Here is a 15,078-nt window from a genome sequence, read left to right on the forward strand (position 1 = left end):
GGAGCGAGCTTGCTCGCGATAGCGGCTTATCGCGAGCAAGCTCGCTCCTACAGGGGATGCGCCTTTTCCCCGTTGACTGACTAGTAGATTCTCGTCATATTCGGCGCAAGGCGATGTAGCCGTGGCCGCCGCGGGCACCGGGATCGCACTCGCTGCTGGTGCCTTCGCCGCCGCCACCGCCACCGCCAAGGGTGCCGCGCTGCGGGGGATGTTCGGTTTGCCCCGGACTTTCGCCGCCGCCGCCACCGCCTGAGCCGACCGCGGTTGCGCCGCCGCCGCCGCCGGCACCCGAGAGTTTGTCACCGGCGCTGACGGAGCCGGCCGCACCGGCGGCCCCCGTGTAGCCCGAGGCGAGTTTGGCGCCACCCGGCTCGGCAGGCACCCTGGCGGTGGTCGCAGTTGCCGCCACCGCGGCGTGGCCGCCTTCGGTCTGGCCGACGCCGGAGCCGCCATGCCCATCCATCTTGCCGGCCATCTTTTCGTTCTGGCGACGTTTGAGGCGGACGTAGCTGTCGGCACCCGGTACGCCCGCGACGACTTCGCCGGTGGCGACGCGGATCATGTTGCTCGGACTACCGACCCATCCTGGGCCGCCGCTAAAGCCGGCGCGCGGCATGCAGGCGGTTCCGCCCGGTCCGCCGGCGCCCAGGGTGAGCTTGTAGGCGCCCGGACTCAAGACGAGCGGCGCCTGGGTTTCCATCGCGCCGGCGCCGCCACCGCCGCCACCGCCGCTGCCGGCGAAGCTCTGGAGGGTGCCGCCGGCCCCGCCGCCGCCGCCGTTGGCCAGATAAGCCGTGTATCTGCCTGCCACGAGTTGCGACGCCGATGCAGCCTCATCGCTGGCGTGCACGATCAGCAGGCATTGCTGGTTGACGGCGTTGGCGACTTCGTTCTTCATCGTGAAAATGCCGCGTTCCCGGTCGTAATTGGTATCGAAGCAATTCGGCAAGTCGGATGTCGCGAGCTGGGGTGAAGGCGGCACCGTGGTACAGCCGGCGCCGAGGCCGGCGCCCAGCATCAGTGATAGTGCGAGCTTGGTGATTGTCATTGCAATTCTCCTTTGCGTTTGCGTTTGCGGTCCGGGATGGGCCGGGTCGCGCTGCCCGGCCGTTGCGGCGCCGTGCCTGTCCTGTCGAATCGTTACTCCTACGTCATCGTAGGGCGGCGGTGCCGCGCATTCCGTGCGCTGTCGTACATAAGGACGCGTTCTCTCCGGCTCCATGTCGATCGTGCGTTGGCGCACAGACGAAGCCTGCTGCGCGGCAGAACATGGGCCAATGCGAGTGCCGATTGTCGGGGTGCCGTTGCCACCGTCGTCGCCACCGCTTTGCCAACATGGAGCCTGAAATGAACAAGGAACAATTCGCCGGCATCTGCCTGCAGCTGGCTGGAAAAATCAAGCAGACCTGGGGCGAATGGACCGGCGATTCACTGCAGGAAGCGCTTGGCAGGCACGAGCAGGTCAGCGGCAAGGCGCAGCAGGACAACGGCATCGCGTGCGAGCAGGCCGACCGCCAGTTGAAGGATTTTCACGACCAACACCGTAACTGGTATTTCTAGGAGCCAAAAATGTACAAAAGAATTGTTCTTGGATTGTTCGCCCTGGCGGCATTGCTCCCACTGCCCTTTGTCACCAGCCAGGCTCAGGCCCAGTATGCGGCGTCGCGCGCCGAAGCCACGAGAATCGACGGCTTCGACGTCCGGCCGGTACGACAGGCTGTCGCCGGCAGGGAACTGGACTTCACCCTTTACGGCAGCCCCGGCGGCACCGCGGCGGTACGCATCAACGGCGCAACGGCGGGCGTGGTGCTGGTGGAAACCGAAGCCGGTGTCTACGAGGGCACCTACACCATCCGCCAGCGCGACAGGATCACGGCCGAGAGCAAGGCCACGGCCAATCTGCGGGTGGGCAACCAGGTCGCCAGCGCCATCCTCGACGAGCCCTTGATCGGCCGGGCCTATGCCAGGCGGGCGGGCGCCGGGCAACGCTACGCCAGGGGGCCGACGATCGATCGCTTCGACGTGGTCGATCCGCCGGCCAGCCTGGTTGCGGGCGAAGACCTGAACCTGGTTCTGTCCGGCAGTCCGGGCGGGGCCGCCAGCGCCACGATAGTCGGCGTCAAGGGCAAGATCCTGTTGAACGAGGTCCGCGAGGGCGTGTATGAAGGCAGCCACATCATCAAGCGGCGCGACCGTATCTCGGCGAACTCGACGGTGACCGGACTTCTGCGCGTCGGCGAGCGGGAAACCAGCGCCGTGCTGGGCCAGTCGCTGCTGGCCGCCGCCGGCCAGGCGCCGCGTGCCCGGCAGACGGCCCGCCGCTGCCTCAACTGCGGCGTGATCGAGGCGATCAATCTGGTTGAAGTCAAAGGCGAAGGCAGCTACCTCGGCAAGATCGCCGGCGGTTTGGCCGGCATCGTGATCGGCAACCAGATCGGCGAGGGCAACACCAAAACGGTCGCCCAGGTGGCCGGCGCGGCAGGCGGCGCCTACGTCGGCAATGAAATCGAAAAGCGGGCGAAAACCACCAAGCATTACGAAGTGGTGGTGCGCCTCGAGAACGGCGGCACCCAGACCATCACCTATGCCGCGCAACCGCCTTTCGCGGTCGGCAGCAAGGTCAAGGTCGACGGCAATGTCCTGACCGTAATTCAGTAGGCGCGGATGCCGGCGGCCACTTGGTCAAGCGGTTGCCGGCGCTCCTGCACCCGAACTTTGCAGCATGGAAGAGAGGCTCCAAATGCTATACACAATCGCCGTCGTACTCATCGTCCTGTGGCTGCTCGGCCTGGTCACGTCCTACACGATGGGAGGCTTCATCCATATCCTCATCGTGATCGCCGTCGTCGTGGTGCTGCTCAGAATCATCAGCGGGCGCAAGGTGCTCTGACGCAATCGGCCAGGGGTGGATGGCGTTGTAGGGCCGACTTCAGTCGGCCAGCGGTGGATGGTTTTGTAGGGCCGACTTCAGTCGGCCAAGTGGATGGCGGACTGAAGTCCGCCCTACGGTCCGCCCTACGGTCCGCACTACGGCCCGCCTCGTATCCGCCCCACACCAGTATGCCGTCGACATCCAGCGATAGTTGGCGCTGGCGATACGGCGCGATTCCCTCGCGCGGCAGAGCCCGGACAAATCGCACCCTGTGTGCGACAACGTACAGACCGGGCGCAGTAAGCGGCAGATGATGGGCACAGTGATCGGTACGCGGCAAGTCGCGCAATGACTTGAGCATCGCGCGCAAGCGGACCGGTTCGGAAGAATCAACAGCGACCGTCGGCATTTCTTCGCCTTGCGGACGGTCGGAAGAATCAAAGCAGCACAAGGCGGAAGCTGACGCAAACTTTATGGATCGGAAATCATCATGACCTATGCATTGAACAAAAAACAGATGGCGGTGGCCATATCCTGCGTCCTGGCTCTGGGCCTGATCTCGGGCGCGGCAACAGCGCAAAGCAACAATCCGACCAAGGAAGGCTATCTGATCGACACGCGTAACGAGGTGGTGAAGAGCGGCTTCGGTCTGTGCTGGCACACCGGCTACTGGACTCCGGCGCAGGCGATCGAGGAATGCGATCCCGACCTGGTGAAGAAGCCGATGGCTCAAGCCCCCGCGCCGGCACCGCAACAGCTCGCCGCCGTGGCGCCGCCGCCGGCACCGAAGCCGGCCGCCGACCGCGTCAAGCTGAATGCCGATACGCTGTTCGACTTCGACAAGGCGGTGTTGCGCCCGGCCGGACGCGACGCACTGGATGACTTCTACAACAAGACCCGCGACATCAATCCGGAAGTGATCACCGCCGTCGGCCACGCCGACCGCTTCGGCTCCGACAAATACAACCAGAACCTGTCCGAGCGACGCGCCATGGCCGTGAAGACCTACCTGATGGGCAAGGGCATCGCCGACAACCGTATCTACACCGAAGGCAAGGGCGAAATGCAGCCGGTGACCAAGGCCGACGAATGCAAGGGCCCCAAGAACGCCAAGGTGATCGCCTGCCTGCAGCCCGACCGCCGCGTTGAAATCGAAGTGATCGGCACCCGCAAGTAGCCACCGCCCGGAGCGCTTGCGGCATGAGCTGCCGCAAGCGCCTTCCGGTCTCAGTCCACGAAGGAAGCGAAATGAACAAATACAGCATCAATGTGCTGGCGCTCGCAGTCGGCCTGGCCTTCAGCGCCGGCGCCATGGCGCAGAGCCTGGCGAACGACGACTACAAGGCCGGCAAGAACCGGATCGAAAGCCAGTACAAGGCCGAGAAGGCCGCCTGCAGTTCCTTTTCGGGCAACGCCCGGGATATCTGCGTGGCCGAGGCCGAGGGCCGCGAGCAGGTCGCCAGAGCCGACCTTGAGGCCAGCTACAAGCCATCCGTAAGCAGCCGCTACAAGGCCCGCGTGGTCGCGGCCGAGGCCGCCTACTCGATAGCCAAGGAACGCTGCGACGACAAGGGCGGCACGGCCAAGGATGTTTGTGTCAAGGAAGCCAAGGCAGTGCAGACCACCGCCAAGGCCGACGCCAAGGCGCAGATGAAGGTTTCGGACGCCAACGCGGAAGCCCGCGGCAAGGCAGCGGAGGCGCGCGAGGCCGCTGCAGCAACCGCCAATGACGCGCAATACGGCGTCGCCAAGGAAAAGTGCGATGCCTATGCCAGCGAGGCAAAGGATCATTGCCTGGCACAAGCCAAGAAGAACTTCGGCAAGACCTGAGTCGCCGTCGAGCAGAAACACCCATGCAAGCCCACTGTTTCACAAAGAGGTAATCCCATGAAAACGATCAAGAGCATCACGATAAGTGCAGTTACCGCGGCCATGCTGGTCGGTCTGGTTGGTTGTGCCGGCATGACGGCGCAGGAAAAGGCCACGGCGATCGGCGCCGGCGTCGGTGCCATCGGCGGTTCCGTCCTTACCGGCGGCAGCGCTATCGGCACGGTCGGCGGCGCTGCTGTCGGCGGCGTCATAGGTCACGAAATCAACAAGTGATGCCAGCTGTGCGGCCTGCCCGAGCTTGCGGCGGGTGTGCCGCACCGTTATTCCGAATCCGTAGCCAGCGCGACCGCAAGGTCGCGTTTGTGTTCGGGCGAATCACCAGGAGTCAGAGATCATGAAATTCGGCAAAATAGTCAGCACGGTTCTGGTCGCGGGCGCGATGGCGTTGGTACTCGCCGCGTGCGAGAAGGAAGGACCGGCCGAACGCGCCGGCAAGGAAGCCGACAAGGTGGTCGAGAGCGTCGGCAAATCGATAGAAAAGGCCGGCGAGAACATCCAGGACGCGGCCAAGGGCGAGAAGAAGTAGGACAAACTTTCATGCAGCAGTACCGCAGCGCCCCCGATGATGAAACACGCGAAAGGCGAATTGAAGGCCCGCCCCTCCCATCCGCTGCGCGGCCCACGGCTGGCTTTGCACAGCCAGCCGGCTGCGGCGGCGCGACGCATGCGTCACGAATTCCCGCCTCGCCCCCTCACGGGGAGGCTTCTGATGATGCCCCTGCGCAGTGGGCTAAGCCCGCAAACAACGCGGGCAAAGCCACTGCGGATGATCGGCTCGCTTCGCTCGGCTATCACCCGTCGCTCCGAACGAGTTATTTCACGTTAACAGGAATTCAGATCAGGATCTTCCGACGGTGCAAGCAGGGCATGCGATTGAAGATTTTCCCTGAGCTGAACCCGCAATCCATGACGAGGGGCGGCCCATGTTGATTCGTGTGTTGCAGCGGGCCGCGTTCGCGGTAGCGTGCCTGCCTGCATTTTTCGGTTGCGCAAGCCTGCCCGACACCGACGAACTTATCGCGCGCCACGCCGGGCAGACCGCCCGCTTCGAGAACGCGCGCGGGCCGATCTCGGCGAAGCGCAGTGCCGCGGTACTGGCGGAACTCAAGCGCAAGTCCGGCGATCTGGACATCCTCGACAAGCAGATTGCGCTGGAGCAGGCCGTCGTCGGCAGCCCGCTGATCATGGGCAACAAGGTCACCCTGCTGCAGGACGGCGGGAGCACCTACGCCGCGATGTTTGCCGCCATCCGTGGCGCCAGGGATCACATCAACATCGAGACCTACATCATCGAGGACGACGCCATCGGACGCGAGTTTTCCGACCTGCTGCTGGAACAGCAGACGCGCGGCGTCCAGGTCAATATGATCCACGACAGCTTCGGCAGCATCATTACGCCCAAGGCCTTCTTCGAGCGGCTGAGCCAGGGCGGCATCGAAGTGCTGGAGTTCAATCCGATCAACCCGCTGTCGCTCAAGAAGGGCTGGCAGATCAACCATCGCGATCACCGCAAGTTGCTGGTGGTCGACGGACGCATTGCCTTCCTCGGCGGCATCAATATCAGCAGCGTCTATTCCTCGGGCTCGGTTCCCAAAGGAGCCTCAAAAACGCCCTCGGGCACGGTTGCCTGGCGCGACACCGACCTCCGGATCGAAGGCCCGCTGGTGGCCGAATTGCAGAAGCTGTTCATGGATACCTGGGCAGCGCAGAAAGGCAAGGCGCTGGCGGCGAAGGATTATTTCCCCATGCTGACGACACAGGGGGCGGACATCGTGCGCGCCATCGGCAGCACGCCCAATGACCCCTACAGCCTGATCTACCTGACGCTGATTTCGGCGATCGGCAATGCCGAAAAGCAGGTGCACCTGACCCACGCCTATTTCGTGCCCGATCCCCAGTTGCTCAAAGCCCTGACCGAAGCCGCCGGGCGCGGTGTCGACGTGGTGCTGATCCTGCCCAGCCATACCGATTCCGGCGCCACCTTTCACTCGGGACGCTCGCACTATTCCACCCTGCTCAATGCCGGCGTCAAGATCTACGAGCGGCGCGACGCGCTGCTGCATTCCAAGACGGCCCTGATCGACGGTGTCTGGTCCTGCGTCGGCTCGACCAATCTCGACTGGCGCAGCTTTCTCGACAATGACGAAATCAACGCGGTGGTGATAGGGCGCGAGTTCGGCCAGCAGATGCAGGCCATGTTCAACAAGGACCTGGCCGCGTCGGATGCCATTCTCCTGGAGCAGTGGAATCGCCGCTCCCTGATCTTGCGCATCAAGGAGTGGTTCAGCGGATTCATCCAGTACTGGCTCTAGTACGCAGACATGTTGAAACCGATGGATGTAGGAGCGAGCTTGCTCGCGACAACGGCTTATCGCGAGCAAGCTCGCTCCTACAGGGGCAGGCCACCATTTGCCGACAGCCTGCGACCCGGTTTATTAAGCGCTTGCGTCAACCGATTCGACGGTCCGGCGTTTATCGCTTACGGACCGACAAAGTCCCAGGTCGCAAGCTGCGGCTGACCCCATCTCTATTTAAGGAATTCCATGAACAAATTGCTCGCCGTACTCGTCGCAGGCCTGTTTGCCACCTCCGTCTTCGCCCAGGCCACCGCGCCGGCTGTTGTGAAAGCCGAAGTCAAGGCTGAAAAGGCCGATGCCAAGGCCGTCAAGACCGAAGCCAAGGTTGATGCCAAGGCCGACGCCAAGGTAGACGCCGCCACCGCCAAGGCCGACAAGGCCAAGGCCAAGGCCGACGCCAAGGCTGCCAAGGCCGAAGCCAAGGCTGCGAAGACCAAGGCTGCCGCCGATGCCAAGGCCGCCAAGAGCGACAAGGCTGTCGATGTCAAGGCCGACAAGGTGAAAGCCGAAGCCAAGACCGACAAGGCTGCCGCCAAGTCCGACACCGCTGCCGTCAAGGCCGAGGGCAAGGCTGACGTGAAAGCCGCCGCCGTCAAGGCTGATGCGAAGGCCGCCGCCAAGTAATCGGTAGCGCTACCGCAGAAAAAGACAGGCTTGCCTGTCTTTTTTTTGCCTGGGTGTCATGGATGCCTGCCGATGGCCCGGCAAAAGGTCTTCCAGATTCCCCTGAGGGTTTGCAGCTTATTGTTTGTGGGCGACCACCCGGCCTTCCGCGTTGATGAATACGCGGTAGCGCTTGCCGTTCCTGCAGGCAGCGATGTGGCTGCCGTCCGCTTGCCGTGCGGCGCCGACCACCCGATCGCAGGGCAAACCCAGCAGCACGACGACGGCGGTCAGGTCCTTCAGCAGCGCAAGGTCTGCCGTCGCCGTGGCCGACGCCGGCCCGGCGCAGAGCGCCGCGAGCATAAATACAAGGGCCGCAGCCCTGGTCGATTTGATCAACACACCACTCCCCCGGTCAGCCGACTGACTTGAATTGTTCCGGATCGGCAAGAATGCTCCAGATTGCCTCCCGCGACCCCGCGATGGTGCGTGCCAGAGGTGGATCGCCGTCCTGGATCAGGGCAAGCACCTTGAGCACCAGCAGGTCATAGCGCTGCCGCAGTTTGGTGACGTTATTGCTCCGTCCGCCCAGGTGAAGCGAGCGAAACTCTTGCACCAGGTCATCCATCTGATTGCTCAGTGCGAGCTTGGCGAATACGCCGATCGCATGGGTTTCCCGCAGCCTCGTCTTCAAGGCCGCCACGTCCAGCGGCGGCTCCAACTTCCTGGCAACCGGCGCAGGGGCCACGACCGGACTCGGCTGCTCGACGATGACCGCGGCGGACGCGGATTCAGGCGGGGCGGCCGGGTATTGCGTGACCTCGGCCCAGGCCAGGGCTGTTCCCAGTGCGATGCACAATATTCCAACATGGATGGATGCCGATTTCATGCATTCAACTTAGCCCTCGGCCGCGGCGCTGTCTGTACGCTGACCCACAGACCCGGCAGGCGACCAGGGCTCATGCTGCAGCCATGCGTAGTGCATGGACAGATCACAGGTTGCCTTCAGAGCCGACTCCCGGACCGACTCCCGGGCCGATCCCCGCGCCGCCGGCGCGGGCGACGACAGCGCGGAGGATGCTGCGGCTGCTGCCAGTGGCCCTGGCCTGCTGCGCTGCGGGCCTGGCCCCTGCCGCGGAGTCCGCTGCAAATGCCGCTGCGAATGCCGCTGCGGCCTTGCGCGCCGACTACGAAGTCCTGCACCAGCGACCCGGCAGCAACCCGTTCCAGCGCCCGCTCTACCTGGAATCCGCCGAGACCGCCGACGGTGTCGCGGGAAGCATTCATGCGCTGGTCGATCATCCGTTTGCATTGGCGGGGAGCGAGCTGGACGGGCCGGCGCGCTGGTGCGACATCCTGCTGCTGCATCTGAATATCAAATACTGCCGCGCTGCGACGGACGGCAGCGGCAGCACCCTGCGGGTGTATATCGGCAAGAAACACGAGCAGCCGCTGGACGACGCCTACCCGGTGGACTTTGCCTGGCGCGTCGCCGCCGCAAGCCCCGACTACCTGAAGGTCATGTTGAGCGCCGACGAGGGTCCGCTCAGTACCCGCGATTACCGGATCACGCTCGAGGCCGTGCCGCTGGATGGCAGCCGGACCTTGCTGCATCTGGCCTATTCCTACGGCTATGGCTTTGCCGGCAAAGTGGCGATGCAAGCCTACCTGGGCACCATAGCCAGCGACAAGCTGGGCTTCACCGTCGCAGGCAAGCAGTCCGATGGCCGGCCGATCTACATCGGCGGCATGCGCGGCCTGGTGGAACGCAACACCATGCGCTATTACTTGGCGATTGAGTCCTATCTCGGCGCCTTGTCCACGCCGCCCCAGGCGCGGCTCGAAAAGAGCCTGCATGACTGGTTCGCCGCGATCGAGCGCTATCCGCGCCAACTGCATGAACTGGAACGGGGCGAATACCTGGCGATGAAGCGCAAGGAGTATTTGCGCGCGCGGGCCGCAGTCCGGACGCCCTGACGCCCGGCCAGCAGACGCCGATGTGCGCTGGCGAACAGATCGGCCGGTGCGACGAGCGAACAATGGTCATTGCTTGCTTCCGCAGGGAGGTCTGAATCATGAAAACCATGCAGGTCGACGTTGCAATCATCGGTGCCGGCACGGCCGGCCTGGCTGCCTATCGCTCCGCCAAGGCCGCGGGCGCGAGCGTCGTCATCATCGAGGGCGGCGATCACGGCACCACCTGCGCGCGCGTCGGCTGCATGCCGAGCAAGCTGCTGATCGCCGCGGCCGATGCCGCCGACGCGGTCGGCAAGGCGCCGGGCTTCGGCGTCCATGTCGATGGCGTGGTCCGCATCGATGGCGGCGAGGTGATGGACCGGGTCAGGCGCGAGCGCGACCGTTTTGTCGACTTCGTGCTGGGCGACGTGCAGGATATTTCCGAGACGGATCGCATTCGCGGTCATGCCGCCTTCGTGGATAAGCATACGATCGCAGTCGCCGACTACAGCCTGATCCGCTGCAAGAGCAGCGTCATCGCCACCGGCTCGCGCGCCACCTACCCGGATACGTTCAAATCCCTCGGCGACCGCCTGATCATCAGCGACGATGTCTTCAACTGGCGCGACCTGCCCAAATCCCTAGCCGTGATGGGGCCTGGGATCATCGGGCTGGAACTGGGCCAGGCTTTGCACCGCCTGGGTGTCCGGGTCGCGGTGCTCGGCCGCGGCGGCCGCCTTGGCCCCATCAACGATCCCGAGATCCTCGCCTATGCCGTCGCCGCCTTCAACCGGGAATTCGCGCTGGAGCCCGACGCTCACGTCGAGTCCATGGAGCGCGACGGTGATCGCGTGGCGATTCGACGCAAGGGGGCGGATGGCAAGGTGGATGTCGAGCATTTCGACTATGTCCTCGCCGCCACCGGGCGCACGCCCAATGTGTCGGGCATCGGCCTCGACCAGACCGGCATCGATCTAGATGAGAAGGGCGTGCCGTGCTTCGATCCCCTGACCACCCGCACCATCGACGCCGCCGGGACCAGCCCGATCTTCATCGCCGGCGACGCCAACAACTTCATCCCGCTGCTGCACGAGGCGGCCGACGAAGGGCGCATTGCGGGACGCAACGCCGCACGCCTGGCGCTGGGCAGCGAGGTGACTCCGGTTCCGCGCCGCGTGCCGATCGGCATCGTGTTCACCGATCCGCAAATCGGCATCGTCGGCGGCGGCTACCATGCGCTGTCGGCCGGCAGCTTCGTCAGCGGCCAGGCGAGTTTCGAGGACCAGGGCCGTTCGCGCATCATGCTGAAGAACAAGGGACTGCTCAAGGTCTATGCCGATCCCGCCACGGGCCGCTTCCTGGGCGCCGAAATGCTGGTGCCGGCCGCAGAGCATCTGGCGCATCTGCTGGCCTGGGCGCTGCAGAACAAGATGACCGTGACACAGATGCTGGAGATGCCTTTCTATCACCCGGTCATCGAAGAGGGATTGCGCACGGCGCTGCGTGACGTCAAGGCGAAGCTGCGCCGGGCGTAAGCATGCCGGCTTTGCCCGCCGCGGCCAAGAGTTGGCGTTGGCGTTACGGCGATGCGCAGGGCCGCAGGGCCGAAAGCCGACAAGTTTTCAATAACGCAATTGTCGCGATATGTGCGACAGCGCACAGACCGTGCGCGGAGCCTGGCTCAGAGTCCGTAACAAGTTCTCACACATCCTTGCGTGGGGACGATCCCGATCCGACCCACCACAGGAGATAGACATGAATTCCGCATTCAAGAAACTGCTTTGCCGCTTTCTCGCCGTTGCTCTCATAACCCTGCCCTTCCAGACCGGACAGGCCAGCATGATCGGGACGGATCAGGTAACTGCCGCCGCCACCGTTCAGGCCGACCGCAATCTGGTATCGAGTTACCTGAGCCGCTCGCAGACCGTGAATGAGTTTCAGGCGCTGGGCCTGGATGCACAGGATGCCAGGGACCGCGTTGCGTCGATGAGCGATGAGGAAGTCCGCGGCCTCGCTGGCCAGATCAATGCCGTTCCTGCCGGTGGCGATGGTCTGGTGGTGCTGATCCTGGTCGTCTTCTTCATCTGGTACTTCGCTTTCCGTAAGTAGGCTGTCGAATCCCGCACCGGCCCCGAAAGTCACCGATGCCCGGCTTCCTGGTTCGGTTCGCAGGCGTCCGCTTCAGTGCGGGCGCCTTTTTGCTTTTTATGCTCGCGGGCCTGAGCGGATGCGCCTCGCTGGTGCCGCAAACCATGGGCTTGCGCGATGCCTGGCCGCAGGGCGTCGCCGACCGCAGCGAACTGCGCGAGGTGCCTTTCTTTGCCCAGCAGGAATATCAGTGCGGCCCCGCCGCGCTGGCGACGACGCTGGTCCATGCCGGCACGGCGGTCACCGCGGACGAACTCGTCAGGCGCGTCTACCTGCCCGGGCGCGAAGGCAGCCTGCAGGCGGAAATGCTGGCTGCACCGCGCCGCTACGGCAAGCTTTCCTACCCGCTCGCGCCGCGTTTCGACGACCTGCTGCGAGAGGTCGCGGCGGGCAACCCGGTGCTGGTCCTGCAGGATACCGGGGTCGGCTTCATCACCAACTGGCACTATGCCGTTGTCGTCGGCTTCGACTATTCCGCCGGCGAGCTCTACCTGCGATCGGGTGAAACCCGGCGCCTGGCCGTGCCGTTCACGGTCTTCGAATACACCTGGAAGAAGAGCAATTACTGGGCAATGCTGACCCTGCCGCCCGGCCGCATCCCGGTTACGGCTACCGAGCCTGCCTATCTGGCGGCGGTTGCGGCCTTGGAGCGCGTGGCCGAGCCGGATGCCAGCCTCGCCGCATATTCGGCAGCGCTGCAGCGCTGGCCCGACAATGTCACCGCGAGCATCGGCCTGGCCAACCGGCATTACGCGCGGGGAGACCTCGAGCAAGCCGAAGCCGTCCTGCGCCGGGCTCACATCCGCCATCCGGATTCCGTGGCGGTGATCAACAACCTGGCGCATACGCTCTCGGATCTGAAGCGCAACGAAGAGGCGCTGGTGCTGATCGGGCAGGCCGCAGCGCCCGCCGGCAGTCCCTTCGCCGTGGCGGTAGGCGAGACCCGGGCACTGATCCTGCAACGCCTGGGCCGCGACAGCTAGTGGTCAGTCAACAAGGAAAAGACGCATTCCCTGTAGGAGCGAGCTTGCTCGCGATAAGCCGTTGTCGCGAGCAAGCTCGCTCCTACATCCATCGGTTGCGCCAATGTGCGGTATCGCACAGAAGCTTTCTCCAGAGCCGGCTATGTTGCGCAGGACAGTTCGCTGCTCAATGAATTCCCTACACGGTGATCCAACATGAAACTACTTGCCCTGAAAACAAGATGTGCGATGGCGCTGCTGATTGCCGGAGTTTTCGCGGCCGGTCCGGCGCTGGCCGACAAGCCCTCGTGGGCCGGCAATGACAAGGACGGCAGGAAAGATCGCGGCGATCAGCGTGACGATCGCAAGGGTGACCGCAAGGATAACCGCAAGGACAGCGACCGCGACTCGCGCAAGGACGATGACCGTCGTTCCGATGGCGACAGGCGCCACTTCCAGCCGCAGCAGCACGTGGTGGTGCGTGACTACTACGCCGAGCATTATCGTGGGCGCGGCTGCCCGCCGGGCCTGGCGAAGAAGCACAACGGCTGCATGCCGCCGGGACAGGCCAAGAAATGGCGGGTCGGCTACCAGTTGCCGCGCGACGTGATCTATTACGAGGTTCCCGCATCGCTGGTGATACAGATCGGTCCCCCGCCGGCCGGCCATCGCTACGTGCGTGTTGCCGGCGACATCCTGATGCTGGCGATCGGCACGGGCCTGGTGGTCGATGCGATCGCGGATCTCGGCGCCATGTAGGCATTGCCTGCCGTAGCCGGGCATATAATCAAAATGATGCGGGCGCCGGTTCCTGCCGGCGTTCGGTGCAGCGGCGGCAACGGCCGCAATGAAATCGGAGTGCATGCAATGATTTCTGGTTCCGGTTATTCACTGCAGGCAACGACGGGCCTGGCATTGTGCCTGTGCCTGTTTCCGGCGGCGCATGGCGCTGCGGTAGAGCCCGCCAATCCGCCGATCGTCGCGGCCACCATGCCCGTGGCAACCGGTGGCGCCGGCCTCGGCATGGCCATGCGCTTCGAGAACTCCATCTATCGTGGCGCGGGAACGCGCCACGATTTCGTCCCGATCTACATCTACGAGAGCAAGCGCGTCTTCCTCGAAGCCTACCGAGTCGGCCTCAAGCTCGATACAACGCCCGACTCGCGCTTCGACGCGTTTGTCGCCTACCGTTTCGAGGGCTTTCCCTACGACCGCATTCCCGCGAGCCTGGCCGGCATGGCCAATCGCGGGCCGGGCGTCGACCTGGGGCTGGGCTATCAGCAGCGCAAGCCCTGGGGCACGCTGTTCGGTGAAGTATTGAGCGATGCCGGCAGCGGATCGGGCGGCACTGAAGTCAGGGCCGGCTATCGCTACGATCTGGCGCTCGGCAAGCTGCAGTTGCAGCCGCAATTCACGCTCGCCGCACGCGATGCCCGGCTCAACAACCACTACTACGGCGTGCGTCCGTCCGAAGCGACGATCACGCGGCCGGCCTATGACCCGGGCGGCGGCATCAACGCCGAACTGGGCCTGTCCGCGGCCTATCGGCTTTCCGAGCGCTGGCGGTTGATCGGCGGCGTATCCGCGACGCGCTGGGCCTCGGGTGTGCGCGCCAGTCCCATCGTCGACAGCCGCACCCAGTTGGCCGGGCACCTCGGATTGGCCTACGATTTTTCTCCCGAGCACGACGCCTGGCCCGACGGCCGGCCGCTGATCGTCAAGGCGCTGTACGGCAAGGCCACCGATTGCGATGTGGCCCAGGTCATGCTGCTCAAATGCACCTCGACCAACACCGTCGACCAGACGCGCGTCGCCGGCATCGAACTGGGCCGCCCCTTCATCGAGCGCCTGAACGGCTGGCCGCTCGATTTCGTCGGTTACGTCGGCCTGCTGCGCCACAACGAACGCGGGCTGCAGGAGAATTCCTGGCAGGCCAACGCCTACATGAAGGCCTACTATTACGGATTCCCCTGGAGCCACCGCGTGCGCACCCGGCTCGGCATGGGCGTCGGCATCTCCTATGCCGAGCGCGTGCCCTACGTCGAACTGCGCGACCAGTTGGCGCGCGGCCGCAGCAGCTCACGGCTGCTCAACTACCTCGATCCGAGCATCGACATCAGCCTGGGCGACCTGATCGGCGTGAAGTCCATGGGCGAAACCTATGTCGGCCTCGGCGTCACGCACCGCTCGGGCATCTTCGGCACCTCGCGCCTGCTCGGCAACGTGAACGGCGGCTCGAACTACATCTATTCCTACGTCGAATGGCGCATGTAGTTGCTGCAGGGCGGGC

18 protein-coding genes are annotated in these 15,078 nt (G+C 64.5%); 15 read left to right on the forward strand and 3 right to left on the reverse strand.

What is annotated here, in order from left to right:
- Positions 1-94 precede the first annotated feature (94 nt).
- The gene (locus tag RMO95_RS18260; RefSeq protein WP_310452094.1) at positions 95-1,048 is read right to left on the reverse strand and encodes a hypothetical protein; all 954 of its coding nucleotides are present in this window, start codon (positions 1,046-1,048) and stop codon (positions 95-97) included.
- 299 nt (positions 1,049-1,347) lie between these two features.
- Between RMO95_RS18260 and RMO95_RS18265 the strand changes: the two genes are divergently transcribed.
- The 9 genes from RMO95_RS18265 to RMO95_RS18305 all read left to right on the forward strand — a co-directional run bounded on the left by RMO95_RS18265 (position 1,348) and on the right by RMO95_RS18305 (position 7,743).
- Positions 1,348-1,560: a CsbD family protein gene (locus RMO95_RS18265; RefSeq protein ID WP_310452095.1), complete on the forward strand. Its 213-nt coding sequence runs from the start codon at positions 1,348-1,350 to the stop codon at positions 1,558-1,560.
- 9 nt (positions 1,561-1,569) lie between these two features.
- The gene (locus RMO95_RS18270; RefSeq protein WP_310452096.1) at positions 1,570-2,658 is read left to right on the forward strand and encodes a glycine zipper 2TM domain-containing protein; all 1,089 of its coding nucleotides are present in this window, start codon (positions 1,570-1,572) and stop codon (positions 2,656-2,658) included.
- Between the two features lie 82 nt (positions 2,659-2,740).
- Positions 2,741-2,890 (forward strand): lmo0937 family membrane protein, encoded by a 150-nt coding sequence (locus RMO95_RS18275; protein ID WP_310452097.1) that lies wholly within the window; start codon positions 2,741-2,743, stop codon positions 2,888-2,890.
- 472 nt (positions 2,891-3,362) lie between these two features.
- Positions 3,363-4,049 (forward strand): OmpA family protein, encoded by a 687-nt coding sequence (locus RMO95_RS18280; protein ID WP_310452098.1) that lies wholly within the window; start codon positions 3,363-3,365, stop codon positions 4,047-4,049.
- Between the two features lie 71 nt (positions 4,050-4,120).
- Complete coding sequence (locus RMO95_RS18285) at positions 4,121-4,702, forward strand: hypothetical protein (protein ID WP_310452099.1); 582 nt, start codon at positions 4,121-4,123, stop codon at positions 4,700-4,702.
- Between the two features lie 57 nt (positions 4,703-4,759).
- The gene (locus RMO95_RS18290) at positions 4,760-4,975 is read left to right on the forward strand and encodes a glycine zipper 2TM domain-containing protein (protein ID WP_310452100.1); all 216 of its coding nucleotides are present in this window, start codon (positions 4,760-4,762) and stop codon (positions 4,973-4,975) included.
- A 121-nt stretch (positions 4,976-5,096) separates the two neighbouring features.
- Entirely contained in the window at positions 5,097-5,288 is a 192-nt protein-coding gene (locus tag RMO95_RS18295) for a hypothetical protein (RefSeq protein WP_310452101.1), read from the forward strand.
- A gap of 397 nt (positions 5,289-5,685) precedes the next feature.
- The gene (locus tag RMO95_RS18300; protein WP_310452102.1) at positions 5,686-7,074 is read left to right on the forward strand and encodes a phospholipase D-like domain-containing protein; all 1,389 of its coding nucleotides are present in this window, start codon (positions 5,686-5,688) and stop codon (positions 7,072-7,074) included.
- Between the two features lie 231 nt (positions 7,075-7,305).
- Entirely contained in the window at positions 7,306-7,743 is a 438-nt protein-coding gene (locus tag RMO95_RS18305; RefSeq protein WP_310452103.1) for a hypothetical protein, read from the forward strand.
- Positions 7,744-7,860: 117 nt separating this feature from the next.
- Here RMO95_RS18305 and RMO95_RS18310 read toward each other — a convergent pair whose 3' ends face one another.
- Entirely contained in the window at positions 7,861-8,121 is a 261-nt protein-coding gene (locus RMO95_RS18310) for a hypothetical protein (RefSeq protein WP_310452104.1), read from the reverse strand.
- Between the two features lie 16 nt (positions 8,122-8,137).
- Positions 8,138-8,611, reverse strand: a complete 474-nt coding sequence (locus RMO95_RS18315; protein WP_310452105.1) for a hypothetical protein — start codon at positions 8,609-8,611, stop codon at positions 8,138-8,140.
- Positions 8,612-8,799: 188 nt separating this feature from the next.
- Between RMO95_RS18315 and RMO95_RS18320 the strand changes: the two genes are divergently transcribed.
- The 6 genes from RMO95_RS18320 to RMO95_RS18345 all read left to right on the forward strand — a co-directional run bounded on the left by RMO95_RS18320 (position 8,800) and on the right by RMO95_RS18345 (position 15,062).
- Positions 8,800-9,699 (forward strand): hypothetical protein, encoded by a 900-nt coding sequence (locus RMO95_RS18320; protein WP_310452106.1) that lies wholly within the window; start codon positions 8,800-8,802, stop codon positions 9,697-9,699.
- 98 nt (positions 9,700-9,797) lie between these two features.
- Positions 9,798-11,213 (forward strand): dihydrolipoyl dehydrogenase, encoded by a 1,416-nt coding sequence (locus RMO95_RS18325; protein ID WP_310452107.1) that lies wholly within the window; start codon positions 9,798-9,800, stop codon positions 11,211-11,213.
- A 220-nt stretch (positions 11,214-11,433) separates the two neighbouring features.
- Positions 11,434-11,787, forward strand: coding sequence for a PA2779 family protein (locus RMO95_RS18330; RefSeq protein ID WP_310452108.1), 354 nt, complete (start codon positions 11,434-11,436; stop codon positions 11,785-11,787).
- A gap of 98 nt (positions 11,788-11,885) precedes the next feature.
- Complete coding sequence (locus tag RMO95_RS18335) at positions 11,886-12,809, forward strand: PA2778 family cysteine peptidase (protein WP_310452109.1); 924 nt, start codon at positions 11,886-11,888, stop codon at positions 12,807-12,809.
- Between the two features lie 195 nt (positions 12,810-13,004).
- Positions 13,005-13,547, forward strand: coding sequence for a hypothetical protein (locus RMO95_RS18340; RefSeq protein ID WP_310452110.1), 543 nt, complete (start codon positions 13,005-13,007; stop codon positions 13,545-13,547).
- Positions 13,548-13,655: 108 nt separating this feature from the next.
- Entirely contained in the window at positions 13,656-15,062 is a 1,407-nt protein-coding gene (locus RMO95_RS18345) for a MipA/OmpV family protein (RefSeq protein WP_310452111.1), read from the forward strand.
- Positions 15,063-15,078 lie beyond the last annotated feature (16 nt).

It is taken from the genome of Sulfuritalea sp. (genome assembly GCF_031426875.1).
In the GTDB taxonomy this organism is placed as follows: Bacteria; Pseudomonadota; Gammaproteobacteria; order Burkholderiales; family Rhodocyclaceae; genus Sulfuritalea.